This window comes from Coriobacteriia bacterium (assembly GCA_031292615.1).
Taxonomy (GTDB): domain Bacteria; phylum Actinomycetota; class Coriobacteriia; order Anaerosomatales; family JAAXUF01; genus JARLGT01.
On the sequence record JARLGT010000093.1, the window covers coordinates 1 to 20,990 of the forward strand.

At 66.9% G+C, this 20,990-nt stretch carries 21 protein-coding genes and 1 tRNA gene; 12 read left to right on the plus strand and 10 right to left on the minus strand.

What is annotated here, in order from left to right:
* The 4 genes from P4L93_08390 to yedF all read left to right on the plus strand — a co-directional run.
* Positions 1-859, plus strand: an 859-nt coding sequence (locus P4L93_08390; protein MDR3686958.1) for a tetratricopeptide repeat protein, incomplete at its 5' end; no start/stop codon positions are given.
* A gap of 1 nt (position 860) precedes the next feature.
* Positions 861-2,891 (plus strand): beta-galactosidase trimerization domain-containing protein, encoded by a 2,031-nt coding sequence (locus P4L93_08395; GenBank protein ID MDR3686959.1) that lies wholly within the window; start codon positions 861-863, stop codon positions 2,889-2,891.
* 22 nt (positions 2,892-2,913) lie between these two features.
* The gene (gene selD / locus P4L93_08400) at positions 2,914-3,960 is read left to right on the plus strand and encodes a selenide, water dikinase SelD (protein ID MDR3686960.1); all 1,047 of its coding nucleotides are present in this window, start codon (positions 2,914-2,916) and stop codon (positions 3,958-3,960) included.
* A gap of 107 nt (positions 3,961-4,067) precedes the next feature.
* Entirely contained in the window at positions 4,068-4,403 is a 336-nt protein-coding gene (gene yedF, locus P4L93_08405) for a sulfurtransferase-like selenium metabolism protein YedF (protein MDR3686961.1), read from the plus strand.
* A 33-nt stretch (positions 4,404-4,436) separates the two neighbouring features.
* Here the strand turns inward: yedF and P4L93_08410 are convergent, their stop codons facing one another.
* Positions 4,437-4,946, minus strand: coding sequence for a hemerythrin family protein (locus tag P4L93_08410; protein MDR3686962.1), 510 nt, complete (start codon positions 4,944-4,946; stop codon positions 4,437-4,439).
* Positions 4,947-5,008: 62 nt separating this feature from the next.
* Positions 5,009-5,587, minus strand: coding sequence for a GNAT family N-acetyltransferase (locus P4L93_08415; GenBank protein ID MDR3686963.1), 579 nt, complete (start codon positions 5,585-5,587; stop codon positions 5,009-5,011).
* Positions 5,588-5,763: 176 nt separating this feature from the next.
* Here P4L93_08415 and selA point away from each other — a divergent pair, with 176 nt between their 5' ends.
* Positions 5,764-7,164, plus strand: a complete 1,401-nt coding sequence (selA, locus tag P4L93_08420; protein ID MDR3686964.1) for an L-seryl-tRNA(Sec) selenium transferase — start codon at positions 5,764-5,766, stop codon at positions 7,162-7,164.
* A 28-nt stretch (positions 7,165-7,192) separates the two neighbouring features.
* Here selA and P4L93_08425 read toward each other — a convergent pair whose 3' ends face one another.
* Positions 7,193-8,119, minus strand: coding sequence for a M48 family metalloprotease (locus P4L93_08425; GenBank protein ID MDR3686965.1), 927 nt, complete (start codon positions 8,117-8,119; stop codon positions 7,193-7,195).
* Between the two features lie 3 nt (positions 8,120-8,122).
* Positions 8,123-8,671: a LemA family protein gene (locus P4L93_08430; GenBank protein MDR3686966.1), complete on the minus strand. Its 549-nt coding sequence runs from the start codon at positions 8,669-8,671 to the stop codon at positions 8,123-8,125.
* A 207-nt stretch (positions 8,672-8,878) separates the two neighbouring features.
* On the opposite strand from P4L93_08430, the gene selB reads away from it, so the two are divergent.
* Entirely contained in the window at positions 8,879-10,783 is a 1,905-nt protein-coding gene (selB, locus tag P4L93_08435; protein MDR3686967.1) for a selenocysteine-specific translation elongation factor, read from the plus strand.
* Here selB and P4L93_08440 read toward each other — a convergent pair.
* The 4 genes from P4L93_08440 to P4L93_08455 all read right to left on the minus strand — a co-directional run bounded on the left by P4L93_08440 (position 10,780) and on the right by P4L93_08455 (position 14,945).
* Positions 10,780-12,219 carry a HAMP domain-containing sensor histidine kinase gene (locus P4L93_08440; protein ID MDR3686968.1) on the minus strand — a complete coding sequence of 480 codons (1,440 nt, stop codon included), beginning with the start codon at positions 12,217-12,219 and terminating at the stop codon, positions 10,780-10,782. The two genes, selB and P4L93_08440, sit on opposite strands and share 4 nt — an antisense overlap.
* Positions 12,206-12,874: a response regulator transcription factor gene (locus P4L93_08445; protein MDR3686969.1), complete on the minus strand. Its 669-nt coding sequence runs from the start codon at positions 12,872-12,874 to the stop codon at positions 12,206-12,208. Before P4L93_08445 ends, P4L93_08440 begins: the two co-directional genes overlap by 14 nt.
* Before the next feature lie 11 nt (positions 12,875-12,885).
* On the minus strand, positions 12,886-13,521 hold the full coding sequence (locus P4L93_08450) for a hypothetical protein (GenBank protein MDR3686970.1): 636 nt from the start codon (positions 13,519-13,521) through the stop codon (positions 12,886-12,888).
* 206 nt (positions 13,522-13,727) lie between these two features.
* Positions 13,728-14,945 carry a NapC/NirT family cytochrome c gene (locus tag P4L93_08455; GenBank protein MDR3686971.1) on the minus strand — a complete coding sequence of 406 codons (1,218 nt, stop codon included), beginning with the start codon at positions 14,943-14,945 and terminating at the stop codon, positions 13,728-13,730.
* Positions 14,946-15,063: 118 nt separating this feature from the next.
* Between P4L93_08455 and P4L93_08460 the strand changes: the two genes are divergently transcribed.
* From P4L93_08460 to fetB, 5 genes are all read left to right on the plus strand, one after another.
* Positions 15,064-15,160 (plus strand) — tRNA-Sec (locus P4L93_08460).
* Between the two features lie 80 nt (positions 15,161-15,240).
* Positions 15,241-15,723 (plus strand): hypothetical protein, encoded by a 483-nt coding sequence (locus P4L93_08465; protein MDR3686972.1) that lies wholly within the window; start codon positions 15,241-15,243, stop codon positions 15,721-15,723.
* Between the two features lie 170 nt (positions 15,724-15,893).
* Positions 15,894-16,409, plus strand: coding sequence for a nitroreductase family protein (locus P4L93_08470; protein ID MDR3686973.1), 516 nt, complete (start codon positions 15,894-15,896; stop codon positions 16,407-16,409).
* Positions 16,406-17,095: an ATP-binding cassette domain-containing protein gene (locus P4L93_08475; GenBank protein MDR3686974.1), complete on the plus strand. Its 690-nt coding sequence runs from the start codon at positions 16,406-16,408 to the stop codon at positions 17,093-17,095. The genes P4L93_08470 and P4L93_08475 overlap by 4 nt, the downstream gene beginning before the upstream one ends.
* Positions 17,092-17,907, plus strand: a complete 816-nt coding sequence (fetB, locus tag P4L93_08480) for an iron export ABC transporter permease subunit FetB (GenBank protein MDR3686975.1) — start codon at positions 17,092-17,094, stop codon at positions 17,905-17,907. The genes P4L93_08475 and fetB overlap by 4 nt, the downstream gene beginning before the upstream one ends.
* Positions 17,908-18,016: 109 nt before the next feature.
* Here the strand turns inward: fetB and P4L93_08485 are convergent, their stop codons facing one another.
* A complete protein-coding gene (locus tag P4L93_08485) occupies positions 18,017-18,775 on the minus strand; it encodes a DUF5684 domain-containing protein (protein ID MDR3686976.1) in 759 nt (252 codons plus the stop codon).
* A 204-nt stretch (positions 18,776-18,979) separates the two neighbouring features.
* Between P4L93_08485 and P4L93_08490 the strand changes: the two genes are divergently transcribed.
* Positions 18,980-19,987 carry a polyprenyl synthetase family protein gene (locus P4L93_08490; protein ID MDR3686977.1) on the plus strand — a complete coding sequence of 336 codons (1,008 nt, stop codon included), beginning with the start codon at positions 18,980-18,982 and terminating at the stop codon, positions 19,985-19,987.
* A 417-nt stretch (positions 19,988-20,404) separates the two neighbouring features.
* Here the strand turns inward: P4L93_08490 and P4L93_08495 are convergent.
* Positions 20,405-20,990, minus strand: a 586-nt coding sequence (locus P4L93_08495) for a glycosyltransferase family 1 protein (protein ID MDR3686978.1), incomplete at its 5' end; no start/stop codon positions are given.

Here is a 20,990-nt window from a genome sequence, read left to right on the forward strand (position 1 = left end):
CGTCCCCGATCTCGTGACTGCCCACGTGCAGCTGGGAGAGGCGTTCTCGGCGGCGTCCTTCGATGCCGAGGCGATCGACTCGTGGCGACAGGCGCTCGCGCTCAACCCCCACGAGGCGCGCGCGATGTACAACCTAGCGGTGGCGGCGCTCAAGCGCGAGGGGATGGCCACGGCGCTTCCGGGTTTTCGCAAGGCCGGCGAGCTCGACCCCAGCCAAGACGACTTCTTCTTTGCGCTGGCCGGCGTCTACGACGACGGTCGGCCCGCCCCGGATCCGGCGACGGTCGCACCCGATCGGGCTGCTCGGCTGTCTGCGGCGTTCGCGCTCGCCTTCGAGGAGGACTTCTTCGCGGCGGCCGATCTGATCCGCCTCATCCTCGACGAGAACCCGGACGACGCCGAGACACTCGCGCTTGCCGGCTACCTGTACCTGAAGCAGGAGGCCGCCAACGAGGCGATGTCGGTCGCGCTGCGCTCGCTCGCGGTCTCCACACGCGCTTCGACCGCGGTCTACGTGCTGGGAGCGGCGTTTGCCAAGCGGCCCGGCCTGAATCGCAACTCGGCGCGCGTGTTTGGCGCGTTGGCCCGCGCAGTGCCCAACCACCCGATGCCGCACGTGCTGCTGGGCGAGTCGCTACTGTCGCTCCAGCGGTTCGGGCAGGCCAAAGCCGCCTACGTGCGCGCGGTCGAGCTCGACCCGGCGTGCGTCCGCGCGCGCTTTGGGCTGGCTGCCGTGCTGCTGACCGAGGGCGAGTACGCGCGCGCGCACTGGGAGATTCGCCGCGCCGCCTATCACGACACGCGCCGCCAAGGCCTCTTCTGGAAGCTCTACGACACCTACGCCGAGACCCGGGACTAGCATGCCGACACGCAGGGGCGAGTCGCGCCCACGACATCATCGAATCGGCCCCACCGAGCCGCCAGCGCCAGCTGGCGAGTCTGTCTCGGCGCCAGCCGACCTGGACGCTGTGGTCGTAGGCGCGCAGCGTGAGGCGCCCGCATCCAAGGGCCCGCGCCGCAACCCGCTCTACCCGGTGGGCGCCACGCTCTTCCCGCTCGACGCCGAGAACAAGCGATGGTCCGAGTGGTACCACCGCGACCTGGAGCCCGACCTCGGCGTCTTGGAGGAGGCGCGCTTCGCGCTGGTGCGACTCCTGGTGTCGTGGAAAGTGCTGGAGCCGCAGGTCGGCCAGTACGACGCTGCGGCGCTGACCTGCTTTGCGGAGCTGGTGGAGAGCGCAGCCGCGCACAAGCAGCAGGTCATCGTGTGCTTCTTCGCCGATGACCGACACGCCGAGCTGACCGACGTCACCTGGGGACGCCGCCGAGATGCAACAAACGACCCGTACCTCGTTGCCCGGGAGACGTCGCTCATCCAGTACGTCGTGGCCCGGCTTCGCGCAGAGGCCGGCGTATTCGCGTGGCAGCTCGCCGACGAGGCGTTTTACTCCCAGTTCTCCAGCGATGTGGCACTCGAGGCGTGGACGAGCCAGATGCGCGACGCGATCCGCGAGCTGGATCCCAAGCGGCCCATCACCTTGGGCTGCGACCCCGAGACGCTCTTCCGGGCGACCGGTGTGGATGCTCGCGTCGCCATCGAGACGTGCGAGTTCGGCGTGACACACGTGACCGCGGCGTATCGCGCGTACGCCGCCGAGGGCCCGGTCACGAGCGGACCGGCGACCTACCTCGACTCGTTCCTCCTCCGTGCTGCCGATCGGGGCAAGCCGGTGCTGATGGACGCCGTCGGCCCGCTGACCTTGGACAACTCGGCGGCCGAAGAGGCAGCCGCACTGCGTATCGCGCTGTGGTCGGGGCTGGTCAACGGCTCGTCTGGTGCGCTGCTCCGCCGCTTTCGCGATCTGGAGACGGAGCGTCGCGAGCCATACTTCGTCGACCCGTTCGAGACGCTCGTCGGCGTCGCCGATGGCGAGGGCGAGCTCAAGCCGAGCTTCGAGGAGGCCCGCGCCTTCGTGCGCGCCGCCGCGCGCATCGACCTGAAGAGCTACGAGCCGAGTCCCGAGCGCACGGCCGTGATCGTCCCGGTCGAACGCTACATGTCGCTGCCCAACCTCGCCGGGCTCTACGACCCGCGCGCCTGTCTCGCCGCCTTCGTGGGTGCCAAGGAGGCGCACGTTCCAGTCACTGTCGCCGACGAGACCGACGAGTTCTCGGCGTACTCAGTGCTGATCGTTCCGAGCGCCTTCGACCTGGCCGAGCGCACGTGGAAGCGGCTCGCGAGCTTCGTGCAAGGCGGCGGCTCGATCGTGCTCTCGTACGGCGGAGGCGACGCCGCTCCGTACGTCCGCTCGCTGTTCGGTGTCGAGTTCCTGGGCGATGCGGGCCCTCGCGAGATTCTGTCGTGCCGAGTTGCGCAGGAGACAGCGCTGGGTGCGCTGGAGAGCTTCGACGTGAAGCTCGGGCTGGCCAACTTCGCGCTGCTCTCGCCGGGCTCGGCGACGGTGGTTGCCACCGATGACACGGGCAGCCCGCTGCTGACGGTCAACCAGGTGGGCCAGGGGCGCGCCATCTACATCGCGACTCCGCTCGAGCGCGCGATCGCGCAGGGCGACCCATGGGCCACGCCGGCCCCCGTCCGCTCGCTGTTGCGCGAGGTCTACGGCTCGGTGGCGCGCGGTGCAGGTTGCGGCGCACCGGTGGGCTGCGACGCTCCCGACGTCGAGCTTTCGCTGTTCCAAGGCGAGGACGACGACGTGCTCGTGCTGGTCAACCACGCGCCCAGGAAGCTCTCGGCAGACATCTCCTCGGAGCGTCGCGTCGCCTCGATCGCCGACGTCCGCGGCGGAGCACACGTCGCCGTAGGCGGCACTCGGTTCTCGGTTCCCCTGGACTCCAACGGGGTGGTCGCGCTGCGGCTTACCTACCTGTGACGCCGAGAGGAGGCCTGCGACCATGAGCGACCGCGAGAAGATCCGGCTGACACAACTGTCGAGTAAAGCTGGTTGAGCCGCTAAGTGGGGTCCGGGCGACCTCAAGGCGGTGCTCGCCAACATCGCTCCCGGCAACTCCGAGCAGTTGCTGCTGGGCTTCGAGACCAGCGACGACGCTGCGGTCTACCGGCTCACGCCCGAGATCGCGACGCTGCTGACGGTCGACTTCTTCACGCCCATCGTCGACGACCCGTACGACTTCGGGCGCATCGCAGCGGCCAACTCGCTTTCCGACATCTACGCGATGGGCGGACGTCCGCTCACCGCGATGAACCTGCTCGCGTTCCCGTGCTCGCTTGGCCCCGACATTGTGGGCGAAGTTGTCCGCGGAGGCGCCGAGAAGGTCGCCGAAGCCGGTGCCGTTACCGTGGGTGGCCACACGATCGACGACAAGGAGCCGAAGTTCGGGCTCTCCGTGATGGGTGTCGTGCATCCTGACGCGGTCGTGCGCAACATCGGAGCGCTCCCGGGCGACGTGCTGTTCCTGACCAAGCCCATCGGCACCGGCGTGATGGCGACGGCAATCAAGCAGGGCCTTGAGACCGAGGACAGCGCCCGCTACGTGATCGAGTCGATGGCCCAGCTCAACCGCCTCGCCGCCGAGGCGATGATCGAGGTGGGCGTGCACGCCTGCACCGACGTGACGGGCTTTGGGCTGCTCGGCCACCTGCACGAGATGGCCGAGGGCAGCGGTGTGGCGGCATGGCTCGCTGCAGCCGACGTGCCGCTGTTCGACCGCGCGCTGGGCTACGCGGCCGACGGCGTCGTCCCCGGCCGCACGCACGAGCTGGTCGCTTGGGTGCGCGAGTGGACCGACTGGCACGCCGAGGAGCCCGCCGAGATGTGGCTGCGCGTCCTGGCCGACCCGCAGACCAGCGGCGGCCTGTTGATGGCCGTCGCGCCCGATCGCGCCGACGCGCTTGCGCTCGCTCTCGCGACCCGCAGCGTGAAAGGCGCGCTCATCGGCGGCGTATGCGAGGGCGAGGCCGGGCGCATCACGGTTCGTTGAGGGCTGTGCCGCCGCTGTCGTTCGCATCACGCTCCGCTTGCGTTCAGCTGCAGCTATAATCGTCGCGAGCTTTCGCTATCAGCCAAACGCATGAGAGGGGCCTACCCATGGCCAAGCGCATCTTCATCGTCACGGACAAGATCGGCCGAGGAAGCGACGAGCTCGGCGCGCTGCTCATGAAGAGCTTCCTGTACTCCCTGGCGCGCAACGCCGAGAAACCCAAGGCGGTCATGCTGATGAACGAGGGCGTGCGACTTGCCTGCGACGGCTCGGCGTCGATCGACGACCTCAAGCTGCTCCAGGAGGCCGGCGTGGCCATCAAAGCCTGCGGCACGTGCCTGGACTTCCTCGGCGTGGCCGAGGAGTTGGCGGTGGGGAGTGTGGGCGCGATGCCCGACAGCGTCGCCGCGCTCGTCGCCGACGACGTGCTGACAATCGCCTAGAGGTCTGCGGTCCGAGAGCGGCTTGGCTAGCGACTAGTCGCGCAGCCTGCACGAGCGGATGTGTTCGACCATCGGCTGGTCGAAGTTGGCGATGTGCTCCGCTAGCCACCCCTCCATGAACTCCGCGAGTTCGCGAATGCTCGGGCCTTTGCCAGCGGCGTGTTCCCACAACATGCTCTGGGCGGTTCCGGCGAAGTCCGTGTGGACGGACTTGTGCTCGTTGAACCCGGGGTATGAGTAGCGCTCCATGAGCGCTTCCTCGGTCCCGAAATGCGTCGATGCGTACTGAACGATGCGTTGAAGCGCGTCAGTCTCGCTTTGCTGTCCCTCGCCGAGTACCGCGCTGGCGTTCAGGTCGTTGACCAGTTCGTACAGCGCACGGTGCTGCGCGTCGACCTGTTGGTCGCCGGTTTCGAGTGATTCATGCCATCTTGCGTAACGCGTGTCGATGCTCCTGCTTGGGCGGGTTCCAGGCAACTGCAATCTGTACCCGGAAGCAGCGCATACAAAGCGCCGCCGAGAATATGCAACCAAATACCACACCAATGCGCGAACTAGCCGGGCCCGGACCGGCGTGATGCAATCGGAACGTCGGTCTCTCGCCGCTACCAGTCGTACGGAGGGCAGTCCAGCGAGAACCGAGGGTCGCTCGGCGGGTTGGAGGATGGGTTGTCGAGGACGTGGCGCAGGTGTGACTGGTTGTCGCGTTTGATCGAGCCCGCCACCGCCATTCCGAGTTTGTCGGCTATGCGGCGCGAAGCCGCGTTGTCGGGCAAGACGGCACTGATGACCTGCGGGAATCCGATCACGTTGAAGCCGTAGTCGAGCGCCGCGCGGGCGGCCTCCGTCGCCAGCCCGCGGTTCCAGACCTGCGGCAGCAGCGTCCAGCCCAACTCGACTTCGGGCGCGAACTTGCAGCCGAAACCGCAGAACCCCACGAGCCCGCGCGGATCGCCTAGACCGGGCTTGCGCAGTTCGACCGCCCAGCGGCACCAGCCACGCGACTCTTGGCCGTGCGTCTGGTTGGCGAGGAACTGATCGACCTTCTTGTTGGTCAGTGGCTCGCCGATGGCAAGCCACCTGGTGATGCGGGACTCATCGGAGATGCGCTCGAGGATTGCGTGGTCTTCCGGCTCCCACGTGCGCAGGATCAAGCGTTCGGTCTCGGTGATGATGGTGGTCAAGGTCTCTCCCATCGGTGGGGAGGACCAGTATATGAGGCTGCGCCATGTCGCGGGAACGCGTATGGCGCAGTCGGCCGATGGCGCTCGGCGGGTGGACGGTGTGCGGCCGGGAGCGGCAAGTCGATCTGGACAGGGCGGGCAAGAATCACATCGTCGCCTCAGGTATTATCGAACGCATGGATACCAACGCCGTTCTTCGCTCGCTGCCCAAGGTCGACGAGGTGCTCGCCGCTCCCGCGCTCGCCGAGACGCTCGCAAGCGTCCCGCGCCCGCTCGTGCTCGATGCCGCTCGGGCGGCCATCGACGACGCGCGCGCCAAGCTCGTGGCCGGCGAGCTGGTCGACGTAGCGCCTGACGCACTTGCGCGCGAGGCTGCCGGCCGAGCCCTGCTAGCCGCGCGGCCGTCGCTTCGGCGTGTCATCAACGCAACCGGCATCATCGTGCACACCAACCTCGGCCGCAGCGTTCTGTCCGACGCGGCCGCAGCGGCAGTGGCGCAGGTCGCCGCCGGCTACTCCACGCTGGAGTACGACGTCGAAAGCGGCGAGCGCGGCAGCAGACACGTCCACGTCGAGTCGCTGCTCTGTCGCCTGACCGGCGCCGAGGCCGCGATGGCCGTCAACAACAACGCAGCTGCGGTGATGCTCGCTATCGCGGGCCTGGCACGTGGACGCGAAGCCATCGTCTCGCGTGGACAGCTCGTCGAGATCGGCGGCAGCTTCCGCATCCCCGACATCATGGCCGAGTCGGGCGCCAAGATGGTCGATGTGGGCACCACCAACAAGACGCACCTCTCGGACTACGAGAACGCGATGACGCCCGACACGGGGCTGCTACTCAAGGTGCACTCGAGCAACTACCGCGTGGTGGGCTTTACCGAGGAGGTCTCGCTCGCCGACCTGGTCACGCTCGGGGCGCCCCACGGCGTCCAGGTGATGGAGGACCAAGGCAGCGGTGTGCTGCTCGATCTGACACGCTTTGGCCTGCCAGATGAGCCCACGGTGGGTGCAAGCGTTGCGGCGGGCGCTGCGGTGGTCACGGCGTCCGGCGACAAGCTGCTCGGCGGACCGCAGGCCGGGTTGATCGTGGGCCGGTTCGACGTCGTCCAGCGCCTCAAGAAGCATCCGATGGCGCGCGCACTGCGTCTCGACAAGATGACGCTCGCGGCGCTCGAAGCCACGCTGCGAGCCTACCTCGAGGAAGAGCGCGCGCTGTCCGAGATCCCGACGCTGCGCATGCTCACCACGCCGCAGGCCGAGATCCGCGTCCGCGCTCAAGCGCTTGCCGAGCGCATCCGGCAGGCGCTGGGGCAGGCGGCCGACGTCACGACGGCCGACGATATCGCGCGCGCCGGTGGGGGCTCGCTCCCGCTCGCCGACATCCCCAGCGCCGTGGTTGCCATCGCTCCCAAGTCACTCTCGGCGGGCAAGCTCGAAGCGCTGCTGCGGTGTGGCGGCGATCCGGCGATCGTAGCGCGAGTCAAGGACGACCGCGTACTGCTCGACCCCCGCACGATTCTCTCGCCCGCCGAGGAGGACGCCATCGTCGCGCGTCTCGGCGAGGTCGTCGGCGGGTAGCAAGCATCTGCGGCGAGCACCCGGAAGGCTACCTGGCCATCTCGCGCAGCCGCGCGATCCTGACGGCGGGGTCGGGGTGCGTGTCAAAGAGCCCCGCCATCCATCCTTTCGTCTTGCCCTCGGTGTCGTGCAGAGGGCTTGCGATCCACAGATGAGCCGTCGCCTTGTTAACGTGATGCATCGAGAGCGGGTCGGCGGTGATCTTCTCCAGCGCATCGGCAAGTTCGTCGGGGTTGCGTGTGAGCAGCGCCCCGCTTGCATCGGCAAGGAGCTCGCGGCGACGCGAGATTGCGAGCTGGATGAGCATCGCGAAGAGCGGCGAGAGAAGTGCGAGCACGATGCCGACGATCATCATGATCGCGCCGAGCTGGCCCGCGTCGCCGCTACTCGAGCTCCTCCGCCTTCCACCGCCGAACCAAAACGTGTAGCGCAGGAAGAAGTCCGAGAGCAAGACGACGAAGCCCACGAGCACGACGACCACGCTGGAGAGCAGGATGTCGTAGTTGCCGATGTGCGAGAGTTCGTGCGCGAGCACGCCTTCGAGCTCCGGTTTGGTGAGCTTTCCGAGCAGCCCGGTAGTGACCGCGATGGCCGCGTGCTGAGGATCGCGACCCGTCGCAAAGGCGTTGGGCGAGGGGTCGTCGACGATGTAGACGCGAGGCATCGGAAGGCCGCTGGCGATCGAGAGGTTCTCGACGAGCCGATACAGCTCGGGCGCTTGGGCCTTGTCCACCTCGTGGGCGCTCGAGATTGCCAGGGCGACTTTGTCGCTCCACCAGTACGAGGAGAACGATTGGGCGACAGCGATGACGATTGCCAGCGGCAGCAACCACGGCAGGTCAAGAGCTACGCCGAACACGTAGCCCAGCGCGATGATCGCGGCGACGAACACCGTCATCACGACCACGGTTCGCCACTTGTTCGAAGAGATCTCGGTGTAGGTCGTTGTGGCCATCGGTTAGAACTGCACGTTCACGTTCTGGGTCTCTGCCGGGGCAGCCTCGATGAACTCGAACTTGGTGAAGCCAAGCGAGTTGGCGATGAGGTTGGTGGGGAAGACCTGGATGGCCGTGTTGAAGTCGCGCACGTTGGAGTTGTAGAAGCGCTGGGCGGCCATGATCTTGTCCTGAGTGTCGGTCAGGTCGGCTTGGAGAGCGAGGAAGTTCTGGTTTGCCTTGAGCTCGGGGTAGTTCTCGGCGACCGCGAAGAGCGACTTCAGCGTCTCGGTGAGCTGGTTGCTCGCTCCCACCTTCTCGGCGGTGGTGCCGGTCACCAGGCCCGCGCGCAGCTCGGTGACCTTCTCGAAGACGCCGCTCTCGTGGGCCGCGTATCCCTTGACCGTGTTCACGAGGTTGGGGATGAGCTCGTAGCGGCGCTTGAGCTGCACGTCGATGTCGCTCGAGGCTTCCTCGACCCGGTTCTTGCGGGTGACGAGTCCGTTGTACATTCCAATAACAACGAGCGCGAGCACGATCACGATCGCTATCAAGATCCAGAGTGCCATCATCGTGAATCCCTCCTGGGTGTGCGCCGATGAGAAACCGCGGCCGGCCACTACAACGCGATTGTCGCGCCAGCTCGTGCGTTTCCCAAATACATACCGCCGATTCTCCACAGCCTGACACTTCTTGCCAGCGCGTGCGATGGCTCGTGCCGAATGGTCGCGTGATACGCTAGCTGCACCCTCGCTTCACACGATTGGAACCGTTCGCGCATGCCTTCACTCGTTCTTGGCACCGCTGGGCACATCGATCACGGCAAGTCCGCGCTGGTAAAGGCGCTGACCGGCACTGACCCAGACCGCCTGCCCGAGGAGAAGGAGCGCGGCGTCACTATTGAGCTGGGCTTCGCGCGTCTCGAGATGCCGAGCGGCCGGACGATGGGCGTGGTTGACGTCCCCGGCCACGAGAAGTTCGTGCGCCAGATGGTTGCGGGCGCGACCGGCATCGACGTCGTGCTGCTGGTTGTCGCCGCCGACGACGGCGTGATGCCGCAGACTCGCGAGCACCTGGCGATCATCGACCTGCTCGGCATCTGTCGCGGAGTGGTCGCGATCACCAAGTCCGACCTCGCCGATGTCGAGTGGCTTGCGCTCGTGCGCGCCGATATCGAGCGGCTGCTCAAAGGTACATCGATCGCGGGTGCGCCCATCGTCGAAGTCAGCGCCAAGACTGGCGCGGGACTCCCGGAGCTGCTCGCACAGCTCGATCACGTCGCCGACGAAACGCCCAGCCGCCACGCCAACCTGCCGATGCGCCTCCCGGTCGACCGCGTGTTCACGATCGCCGGCGCGGGCACGGTGGTCACCGGCACGATGTGGGCCGGAAGCGCCAAGCGTGACGACGCCATCGAGGTCTACCCGAGCGGCGTGCGCGGCCGCGTGCGCGGCGTGCAGGTGCACGGCGCGAGCGTCGAGCGAGCGCAAGCCGGCCAGCGCGTCGCCGTCAACGTCGTCGGCATCGAGCGCGATCAGATCGCACGCGGCGACGTGATCGCCGAGCCCGGAAGCCTCACCGTCACCGACCGCTTCGACGCGCGCTTCACGTACCTCGGCACGCCCGGTGACGAGAAGCCGTTCGCGAGCGGCGCGCGCGTCCACATCGACCACGGCACGCGAGAAGTTCTCGGCCGAGTGCTGCTGATGGACCGCGATACGCTTTCGCCGGGCGAGTCGGCACTGGCGCAGGTGCGGCTTGAGGAGCCGCTCATGCCACGCTACGACGACCGCTTCATCGTGCGCAGCTACTCTCCGGTCTACACGGTGGGCGGCGGCATGGTGCTCGACGTGCTGCCGCCGCGCCGCACGCATCTGGCGCCCCACGAGCGGCAGCTCCTCGACGCGCTCGTCGCCCACGACCTGCACGGTGCCTCGCTCGGCTTGCTCGGGTCGCGCGGACTGCCGATGAGTTCGGCCGAGGTCGCGCTGGCGCTAGGGGTGGCTCGCGCGGCAGTCGCCGACGAGCTGAACCGCGCCAAACTCGCACGCCTCAAGGTGGGCAGCGACACGTACTTCGTAACGCCCCAGGCGTTGAGCGAACTGATCGCCACCACGGAGCGCGTCCTGGCGACCTACCACGCCGAGAACCCCACGGAGTCCGGCATCGCCACTGCGGCCCTGCGCGACTTAGTCGACCGGCGCCTCGACGCTCGCGTCTTCGACGCGGTGCTCGCCGAGGCCGAGTCCGCGGGCGTCGCGGTCGCCGACGCAGGCCGCGTGCATCACCCCAAGGCTGCTGTGACCGCGCAGCTCGCCGAGCAGACCGCTGCCGATACCATCATCCCGCTGCTCGAAGCAGCGGGCCTCGAGCCACCATCGGTTGCGGAGCTGTCGGTTGCGACAGGCGCCGAGGTCGTAGTCGTGCGCAAGGTGCTGGGCCGGCTGGTCGCCGCCGGTGCGGTTGTGCGTGTCACGAGCGAGCTGCACTTCTCGGCGGGCGCCTACGAGAGCGCGCGTGACAAGCTGCGGCCGGTGCTCGCCGAGCACCCCGAGGGTGCCACCGCTGCCGAGCTGCGCGACGCGCTGGGAGTGAGCCGCAAGTTCGCGATTCCGCTGCTGGAGCACCTCGACGCGCAAGGCTTTACGAAGCGCGTCGGCGACCTGCGCACGCTGCGAGGCTAGGCTTCGCTCGCATCGGCATCGTCGTACGGCTGTGGCGGCGCGATTCTCGGCAGCGTGATGCTGAAGCAGGCACCGCCACCGGCGGCGTTCTCGGCAGCCATCGCGCCGCCGTGAAGGTCGACGAGGCGCTTGGCGATCGCGAGCCCCAGTCCGGCCCCGCCACTGTCACCCGGCCGCGGACCCTGCGCGCGGTAGAAGCGGTCGAAGATGCGGTCCAGGTCGGCCTGGGGGATACCGGGGCCGTCGTCGGTGACCGACATCGTGACCGCGACCGGCGTTGCCGTGCAGGAGAGTGTGATGCGGCCGCCGTCGCTCGTGTGCGCCACGGCGTTGCGCAGGATGTTGACGATCGCCTGGTCGAGCAGGTCGGGGTCGCCGTTGATCCAAGCGCCCGACGCGCAACTCACCGCGATGGTTCGCTCGGCGAGTTTGCGCGCCCGAGCCGCGCCTTCGTCGAGCATGGTGCGTACCTCAAGCGGCTGGAAGTCGTGCATCGCACCCTCGAGCCGAGCGAGCGCGAGCAGCTCGTCGAGGAGCCGCGTCATGCGTGATGCCTCGGTCTCGATCATCTCGAGTGACTCGTTGGCGTCGGCCTCGTCGAGCTTGCCGCTGCGCAGCAGCTCGATATTGCCGCGCACTATCGCGACAGGCGTTCGAAGCTCGTGGCTGGCATCGGCGACGAAACGGCGCTGGTCGGTGTAGGCGCGCTCGAGGCGATCGAGCATCGCATTGAGCGAGTCAGCGAGGCTTCCCAGCTCGTCTGGCGGGCCGTTGTAGGCGATGCGCCGGCCGGGGGAGGAGTGCGTGATGCTCGCGGCGTCACCCGCCATCACGCGCAACGGGCTGAGCGACGCGCGTGCGACCCACAGCGAAGCCACGACGCCGATCAGCATGACGATGAGGCCCGCTGCGGCGAGCGCCCCAGCCACGCTGGCCGCGACGAGCTGTGGTGTGCGCTCCGAGAGCGCAGTCTGCAGCAGCCCGACGCGAGACCCGTCGGACGCGACCACGGGCGCCGTAAGCACGCGGTAGGACTCGCCGCCGAGGTGCACGGTCGCAAATCCGGCGGGTGCGGTGGTCGGCTCGGTGGCGGGCTTGTTGTCGGATGCCGATTCGAGGCGCACCGAGGAGTTGGATAGAACGTGGCCGTCGGTCACCACGATGAGAATCGGGTCAGGGCCGGCCACCGCACCCGTGCGGCCCTGCAGGTAGGAGCGGGACGCGTTGACCAGCGATGTGGAGTCGGTCGAGCCCTTCATCGCAGCGGCGTACGCCTGCGCCTCGTGGAGCAGGGACGTGTCGACCTCGTTGGTAAGTCCGCGCAAGGTCGATAGGTAGGCGATTGCGCACAGTGCTGCGATGGCGATGGCGAGCATGGCGGTCATTGCGACCGCGACGCGACCGCTCGCCGAAAGCCGTCTCTTACGAGCGGACACGGTATCCGGCACCGCGGACTGTCTCGATGACTGAGGACTCTCCCTCGCGGTCGAGCTTGCGTCGCAGATAGCTCACGTAGACGTCCACGACATTGCTGCCGGCGTCGAAATCGATTCCCCACACGGAGTCCAGCAACTGTTGGCGTGTGAGCACCTGGCCCGCGTGACGCATCAGGTACTCGAGTAGCGTGAACTCGCGGCTCGGCAGGTCGGCGACTACGTCGTCGCTGCGGGTGACGACGCGCGTCTTGGTGTCAAGCGACATGTCGCCCACGGTCACGATACGGCCCGACGCCCCGCCTTGACGTGCGGCAGCGCGTACCCGGGCGGCAAGCTCTGCGAAGGCGAACGGTTTGACCAGGTAGTCGTCGGCGCCCGCGTCGAGCAGGTCGACCTTGTCGTCGACCTCGCCCAGAGCGCTCACGACGATGACGGGCACGTCCGGCCGGTCGACTCGGACTCGCTTGAGAACGTCGATGCCGTTGCCGTCCGGGAGGATCAAGTCAAGCAAGATAAGGTCGAAATCGTAGGTGATGCCCAGGCCGATGGCTTCGGCTGCTGTGGCCGCGCGTTCAACTGAGTGCCCCTCGGCGGTCAGTCCCTTGACGACGAATGACGCGATCGAGTCCTCGTCCTCAACCACCAGAATGCGCATCGATCCCCCTGTCAGTTACGGAAACGGCTCCCCACGTTCTTGCCCGATGAGCGACGTGCTCGCACACGTGTGGGTTTGCCGAGGCGCTTCGTGCTCCTCGAAACCGGCGTGCGTACGTGGGTGCTCGTCCCGCTTCTCGTGTTCCCGAACGGTGCACTCTTGGTGTCTTGGCCTTTGGCACGGCCGCTCGAGTGGGTGGAGCCACCCCGGCCATACTGCGAGCTCTTGGTCGACGATCCCTGAGCACTCGACGCCTTGGTGCCGCCTGTGCCCGACGAGCCTGCGTTATCCGAGTCGCCGTCGTTGTTGCCCGCACCGTCCTCGTCACCGTCACCGTCGTCGCGCAGCTTTGGCGTCACGACTTCGCGCTGCGAGGACGACGAGTGATCGGTCGCCTCGGCATCCGACTTGGGTTTGGCCGACTCAGGCTTGGCACTCACGGGCTTGATAGCCGTGGACGAGGCCGACGCGGTCGCCGTTGCGACGAGGGCGTGAGGAGCGGGGGTGGCCGTGGCCTGATGCGTCACGACCGTCGGAATCTGCGAGGCGGCGGGAGATTGCGCGTCCACGGCAACGGCCAACGCGACCGTCCCGAGAACCAGGGCAGCCACGATGATGCCGAACAGTCGCAACCTTGTCAGTTTCAAAGTGATTCCACCTTACATCAGACGCCCTACGAACCGGCCGCGTCGCCTTGGCTGGAGTCTCGTGATCGCGCGGCGGCCGCGGGGGCACTCGTACCCCTCATAGTCGGTTGTGAAGTTCAAGCCAACATGAGGGTTTTCTGAGAGTTCTCACAGAAACCCGTCGCCGAGTGGCGGATTCTCGGCACTCCTGCATCAGCCAAGGCCACCTATCCGTGGCACGTGCACGAGTGAGTGGTGTATCCATTCGGGTGACATGCCGCACACGGTCGCCCGCCGATTCCGTGCGGAGCTCCCGTCGATGGATGGACGAACGCGAACGACACGCCGGTCTTGTGGTGGCACTGCGAGCACTGGCCCGCCGAGTGCCCGGCCGGGGCTGCGTGACAGCTCGCACAGTCGGCGCTCGATCCGGGATGCGAGAACTTCCACGACACCCCGGCCTGCGCGTGGCACTGCGAGCACGGCTTGAGCGAGCCCGTGGCCGGCTGGAAGTGCTGAGCCGGAATCGCGTGGCACGTCGTACAGTCCACCGGCGGCTGTGGGTGGGTGAACGCCCAGCTCTTGCCGATGTCCTGATGGCACTGCGTGCATGCGCCGAGCGGGCCGACTGCTGGCTTGAAGTGTTTGGCCGACACGGTGTGGCATGTCTGGCACTCGCCCTTGGCGGGGTGGGTGAACGTCCACTTGGGGCCGGCCTTGTGACACAGAGTGCACTCCGGAAGCGGGCTCAAGGCGGGCCTGAAGTGCTTCGCCGTCACCGCGTGGCACGCCGAGCACCCGGTCTTCTTCAGGTCGTGGCAGCGCGTGCAAGCGATGCTCACGTGGTTTGCGACGTTGGCCGAGCCGTGCCCGACCGTGGCGGTTCCTCCGCCGACAACCGCGAGCCTGACGCCCGGGTTGAACACCCCCACGGCCGTCAGGGCGGTTTGCGTGACTGCGTGCCCGGTCTCGGCGTGGCACGCCTGGCAGGCGGCCTTGCTCTCGTGCTCGTTGTGGTTGAAGCCGGAGGCCTTCAGCTTGGGCGTGACGGTGGCGTGGCAGACCACGCAGTCCGCATCGGCTATCTGGGGAGGCGTGTTCATGGGCAACCTGGTTTTGCCCGAGAAGTGCGCCACGACCTCGCCAAGCGCGGTGAACTTGTGGGCGAAACGCGCCGAGTAGCTCTTGCCAACGTGGCAGTCGACGCACCAGACGTTGCTGTGGGGACCGGCCGCCCACGCGTCGACATACGGCCGCATCTCATGGCACGTGCCACAGAACTCGGGACGGTCCGTCCACAACGCGGTTCCCACGAATAGGGCGCCCAGCAGCACGACCACGGCTACGATGCCCGCGATCCACCAACGGAGCTTTCGAGAACGCGAGCGTCGAGCGACAGAGCGCTCACCGGGTCGTTCTGGGAGGGCTTCTTCTGTTGATTCCATGGGAGTCATCTTCTTTGCCCGACCCGCTGGTAACATGAGAGCCGCGTTAGAAACCCCTTACCTTGTGGCCTTTCGTCAGTTTGACACTGCGAGTGGCGGTTCGGGACAATGCGCCGATGGAGGCGGATGGCCCCTGGTGGTGCCCCTGGTCTTCAAAACCAGCGTGGGGCGTGAAGAGCGTCCCGGGTGTGTTCGATTCGCACACGTCTCCGCCATCGCCGAGAACCGCCCTGACCTGGGCGAGCACGACGTTGACCCGTCACTCGGGCAGCGGCCCGAGAGGAACTGGAGCACCATGCGAGCACGAACGATTCTGAGCCTTGCACTCGTCGCAGCCCTCGCGCTTGGGCTGACCGGCTGTGACCAGATCAAGAAGGCCCTTGCGCCCCCGCCGACGATCAACCACGTCACGATCAAAGCGAAGGTGGCTGCACCAGGTGCCGCGATCGTTGGCACGCTCAAGCAGAAGCTCCCAGCCAGCCTGCCGCTGTGGCCGGGCTCGGGCGTCATGAAGGAGCGTCTCACCAAGGGCAGCAACGGCGACTCGTGGTCGGCCACGTTCACGACGAGCGACCCCTACAACGACGTTCTCAGCGGGACGGCCAAAGGGTTCCAGGACGCTAGCTGGCAGGTCATGCAGCAGGACGTCTCCTCGGCGGACGCGTCGGTCACCGTGCTGACGGTCAGCTCGTCGGCCGCCGAAGGCGTGGTTACCATCACGGCTCAGCCGGACAAGAGCACGCAGATCGGCTACGTCATCACCACGCCATCGAAGTAGTGCGCGTGGTGTGAGCGGTCGCGCCCGCGTGCGACCGCGTCAGCCTTGGGGTGGCGCTCGGGTACAAACTGGCAGGTCAGCTGGCACGAGCCCCGTCATACCCCGAGACGCCCGCCGCGTGCGAGCTCACGACTCCGGCCCCAAAACCCAACCCGCCGAGGAGGCACCCTATGGACACGCTCACCGCGCTCATGACTCGCCGCAGCGTTCGCCAGTTCACCGACGAGCCCGTCACTGCCGAGCAACTCGAGACGCTGCTGCGGGCTGCGATGGCGGCGCCATCGGCCGGCAACCAGCAGCCGTGGCGTTTCGTCGTCGCTCGCGACGAGGAGACCCGCGCCAAGCTCGCCGTAGCAACGCAGTACGCTGGCCCGGTTGGCCGAGCGCCGGTGGGCATCGTCGTGCTCGCCGATACTCACGGCAACAAGCATCCCGGCTACTGGGTGCAGGACTGCTCGGCGGCCGTTGAGAACCTGTTAGTCGCGGCTCACGCGATCGGGCTGGGCGGCGTGTGGATCGGCGTGCATCCAAACGAGGAGCGCGAGGCCGTCGTGCGCGAGATCGTCGAGGCGCCGGAGGGATTCGCGGCGCTGTGCATGATTGCGATCGGACATCCTGCGGCGCCCGGCCCCGAGGTCGACCGCTTCCACGCCGAGTGGGTTCGCGACGAGCGGTGGGGCGCGTGAGCGTTCTGCTTGAAGCGCGCGGGCTGAGCGCAGTCGTGCCCGGCGACGCCGGCGACGTGCGCGTTCTCGATGGCATCTCGCTCGCGGTCGACGCCGGCGAGATCGTCGACGTAGTCGGTCCGAGCGGCTCGGGCAAGTCGGCGCTGCTCCGCGCGCTTGCGCAGCTGCTACCCGGAGCGACGGGCGAGCTGCTGGTCGCGGGAGAGTCGTCCGTCGCGCTCGCTCCCGCGCGGTGGCGCGCCCGGGTCGCACTGCTCCCACAGAAGCCGGTGATGTTCGCTGGGACGCTGCGCGACAACCTCGTCTACCCCTGGTCGCTGGGCGTGAGGCACGCAGAGAGTACTCCCGACGACCGCGTTCTCGCTGAGGGCCTCGCGCGGCTCGGCGTTGAGGCTGCGCTCGACCGAGACGCGACTCGGCTGTCGGTGGGGCAGGCGGCGCGCGTGGCGTTCCTGCGCACGCTGTTGACCGACCCGTCGGTCCTGCTGCTCGACGAGCCCGACGCCGCGCTCGATGACGTTGCCGCTGATGCGGTTGCCGCGATGACGTGCGAGTTCGTCTCGGCAAGGGCGGGACGCGGCGGGGGAGCGGTCGTGCGAGTGCGGCATCATCGCTCCGACGGCATCGCTTCGCGCCGCCTGCACCTCGAGGGCGGGCGTCTCACGCAGGTCGAGGTGACGCCGTGAGCGGGGAGGCCGCGGGCGGCGTCATCCAGATCGGCTGGCAGGGGCTGGCGCTTGCGACACTGTTCGTCGTATTTGTCGGCATCGTATCGATTCGCATGTCACTCGGCATCACCAAGGACCTCGCGATTGCCACGGTGCGCACCTACGCACAGCTCATCGCGCTGGGGTTCGTCCTGCGCTTCGTGTTCCACATCAACTCGCCGTGGCTGGTCATCGCGATCATCGTGATCATGTGTCTGGCTGCCGCGCAGATTGTTCTCAAGCGCAGCCCCGACGCCCCTCCGGGCATCTTCGGCAGCGCGTTTGTTGCGATGACGCTAACTGGCTTCATCATCACCTTCGCGGTCACCGGCCTGATCGTGCAGGTCAAGCCGTGGTATCTCCCGCAGTACGTCATCCCGCTGGCCGGCATGGTGCTCGGCAACTCGATGACCGGCATTGCGCTGGCAATCGAGCGCGTCTACGCCGACTTCGATGCCCGCTCCGACGAGTTGCTCGCGCTCACCGCTCTGGGAGCCACGCCTTGGGAGGCGGCGCACGGTGCCGTGACCAACGCCTTGCGAGCGGGCCTCATCCCGACCATCAACTCAATGGCGGCGGCGGGCATCGTGTTCATCCCCGGCATGATGGCAGGGCAGATCCTTGCCGGCGCCGACCCTGTCACCGCGACCGGCTACCAGATCGTCGTGATGTTGATGGTGGCCGCTGCCACGGCGCTCGGCAGCCTCGTGGCGCTTCTGCTCACGTACCACCGACGCTTCACCAAGCAGGGCGTCTTTCTCGAGAAAGGCTACCGCCGAGAGGGGCAGTAGGAGCGTCCGACCCGGGAGTCTCACAACTGCACGCCCATACCAGACAGAGAAGAGCCCCGCCGCGATCGTGTCGCGACGGGGCTCTCTAGTTGCGTTGGAAGCGCTGCGGCTACGCCGGGGGCGCGGGTGGAGTCGGCGGCGCGGGCGGGGCTGCAGGCGGCTCGTAGGTCGGAGCTGCCGGAGGCGCCGCAGGCGGTGCCGGAGGAGCCGCGGGAGGCTGGTAGGCCGGAGCCGCAGGCGGTGCCGGGGGTGCAGGAGGCGCTGGAGGCGCGTAGGTCGGTGCCGGCGGAGTGTAACCGGGCGCTGGAGGCGTGTACGGGGCGGGATTCTGGTAGCCGGGGCCGGGGCCGTAACCCTGCGGCGGGTAGCCGCCGGCGCCAGGTGCGCCGCCGTATCCGCCGCCACCGGGAGTGTCAGGCAGACCGAATCCGCTCGCCATCGGGCCGATGTACTGCGAGGAACCGAAGCCAAGGATCGGCACGAAGATGAAGCTCAGGAAGAACATCCCTATAGCGAAGCCGATGTCCTTACCAAAGGACTTGGCAAGGTCCCAGTAGATGATGAACGCCACGACCCAGAGCCCAAGAGTCAGTATCCATCCTATGACTGGAATCCATGCCACGAATGGGACGATGACGATAGCCAGCCACCACGTTGGCCGCCCAACGATCTCGAGCAGGATATACAGGTTGTAGATCGGGATGATTGCAGCCCATCCCGGCCTGCCAGCCTTGGTGAAGACCTTCCATAGACCGGCGATGACCACGATTGCAACCGCGAGCCCGATCAACGACATGATGCCCGCGAAGGCGAATAACCCAGCAGCAAAGGCTCCGCCTGCCGCGTCGCTTCCGTACGTGTTGTACATCTCTCCACCCCTTAGAGTCAGCCGTGCGCTGGACGGCTTGCCGGACTGCTTGATTGGTACCCATTTCCAGCAGATTCATTCGACAGGAGGCTGCGGCGAATCGATGCGTGCTCTGCTACGATTACCCGCGAGCGTGCGCCTTGAGCGCAGGTTAAGCGCACCGCGCGTCGAAGAGCGTCGGGGACGTCACCATTCGGGAGGGTCATGATCGGCTTCGAGCTCTATCTCAGGCGTAACTCTAAGAAGTTCGACGACTATCTCGCCACGTTCTTCAGCGACGGTGCGAATCCCGATATGCGCCGTTACCTCTATGGCCCGCTGGCCGTCTACACCTCTAACGCCGGCAAGCGCCATCGCCCCCTCATCTGCATGCTCGCGTGCGAGGCAGTTGGGGGCAATCCCGAGAAGGCTCGCGCCGCAGCTGCGGCCATAGAGCACTTCCATACCGCCGCGCTCATCCACGACGACATCGAAGACGCCTCCGAGACCCGCCGAGGCGAGCCGTGCCTCCACATCAAGGAGGGCCTCGGCCTCGCGATCAACGCCGGCGATCTGGCGCTGTCGCTCGTCACCGGCACCGTGGTCGACGATCCGGGCCTCGACGACGCAGTCAAACTCCGCGTGCTTCACGAACTCGTCGAGATGACCACGCGCACGATTGAGGGCCAGGCGCTCGACATCGGATGGGCTCGAGACGACCGCTTCGACCTGACCACGGCCGACTACCTCCTGATGGCCAACCACAAGACGGCATTCTACTCGGGCGCCGTGCCGTTGGCCATCGGCTCGATCATCGGCGGCGGCTCTGAGACACAGACGGCCACGCTGCGTTCGTTCGGCATGGCCAGCGGGCTTGCGTTCCAGATCCAAGACGACGTGCTCAACCTCGTCGGCACGCGCGAAGCCACCAAGAAGGACTTCCGGAGCGACATCACCGAGGGCAAGCGCACGCTCGTCGCCGTGCATGCGCTCGAGCACTCGGAGGCTCGCGAGCGCCTGCTCGCAATCCTCTCGGCACGCGAAACTGATCCCGAGGTGCTGGCCGAGGCGGTCGAGATCATGCGCGACTCAGGCTCGGTCGACTACGCGAACACCTACGCCGAGAGGCTCGTGTTCGACGCCAAAGCCGCGCTTGAGGCCGAGCTTCCGCGCACCAAGGCGCGCGACTTGCTCGCCTCGATGGCCGACTTCTTCATCAAGCGCAGAAGCTGATAGACGGTGCTCGGCTTGGCCTTCCTTGGCGAGGTGCTCGACATCGATCGGGTGCCGCGATGCTGGTGGTCGTTCCGATCGCGCTGGAAGACGACTTGAGTGATGCGCCGCACGCGTTCACGCCGCGTGGTTGCTACGCGCTGATCTAGGCGGCCGAGATCGAAGTCGAATACGCGAGGAAGGTCAATCCTCCTGTAGGCAGGGTGCTGCGACTGAACTCGCGGCTTTGCGCTCCAGTCGCCGTGCTCGCTGGCCGTCCTCGACGAGCTCTAAGGATAGGTCGACGTGATGGACGAGCAAAGACCGATGCTGCTGACGTGCTTGGGCCTGAAGCCCAGGTCGGTGTGCCACGTGCTTCTTAACCATGACGCCACATGACGGTATGCAGACCCCATCAGCTCGCCCCTGCTTGCGGTGTTAGGTGTCAGTCCGGCCGCTCAGCAGTTCCGACCACGCGGAAGTCACATCGTCGGTTTCTTGCTGACGACTGTACTTTGACCGAATCAACTTGGAGGCAAGTCGACCTCTCCCAAGCACGCTTGCGTCGTTCGCGCGACACGCATCAAGGACGCGCTCGGCTGTTCGCGCTAACTCCATCACGTCCCCGGCCTCCACGGGGAAGCAAACGCTCGGGTCGAAGTACTCTCGCCCTCCCCAACCGTGGTAACCAACCACGACGCAGCCTCGAGACATGGCCTCGGCTGGGGGGAGCGGAAGTCCTTCCGGATACCCGAAGCTGAAGAACAACATCGACCCGCCCATCACTCCAGCGGTCTCTTGCGCGTTCATGTCGTGGATGGGGATGACTTTGAAGCCGTCGAGCGCGCCGCGGAATCGAAGAATGTTGAACACCTGAGTAGCTTCTTCGGGTCGACGACGAGGCATGAAACAGATCTGGCGCTTCTTGCGCGAGGACCCCACCAGTGAGAACAACGAGTTGTCGATCGACCATCGCATCCGATAGACGGGCATGTTCGGGAACACGTAGTGAACGTAGTCGACG

Coding starts and splice junctions, on each gene's coding strand:
- selB (MDR3686967.1), top strand. CDS start 8,879: ATGCCTTCACTCGTTCTTGGCACCGCTGGGCACATCGATCACGGCAAG.
- P4L93_08485 (MDR3686976.1), bottom strand. CDS start 18,775: ATGTACAACACGTACGGAAGCGACGCGGCAGGCGGAGCCTTTGCTGCT.
- P4L93_08395 (MDR3686959.1), top strand. CDS start 861: ATGCCGACACGCAGGGGCGAGTCGCGCCCACGACATCATCGAATCGGC.
- selA (MDR3686964.1), top strand. CDS start 5,764: ATGGATACCAACGCCGTTCTTCGCTCGCTGCCCAAGGTCGACGAGGTG.
- P4L93_08425 (MDR3686965.1), bottom strand. CDS start 8,119: ATGGCCACAACGACCTACACCGAGATCTCTTCGAACAAGTGGCGAACC.
- P4L93_08455 (MDR3686971.1), bottom strand. CDS start 14,945: ATGGAATCAACAGAAGAAGCCCTCCCAGAACGACCCGGTGAGCGCTCT.
- P4L93_08465 (MDR3686972.1), top strand. CDS start 15,241: ATGCGAGCACGAACGATTCTGAGCCTTGCACTCGTCGCAGCCCTCGCG.
- P4L93_08490 (MDR3686977.1), top strand. CDS start 18,980: ATGATCGGCTTCGAGCTCTATCTCAGGCGTAACTCTAAGAAGTTCGAC.
- P4L93_08445 (MDR3686969.1), bottom strand. CDS start 12,874: ATGCGCATTCTGGTGGTTGAGGACGAGGACTCGATCGCGTCATTCGTC.
- P4L93_08430 (MDR3686966.1), bottom strand. CDS start 8,671: ATGATGGCACTCTGGATCTTGATAGCGATCGTGATCGTGCTCGCGCTC.
- yedF (MDR3686961.1), top strand. CDS start 4,068: ATGGCCAAGCGCATCTTCATCGTCACGGACAAGATCGGCCGAGGAAGC.
- P4L93_08470 (MDR3686973.1), top strand. CDS start 15,894: ATGGACACGCTCACCGCGCTCATGACTCGCCGCAGCGTTCGCCAGTTC.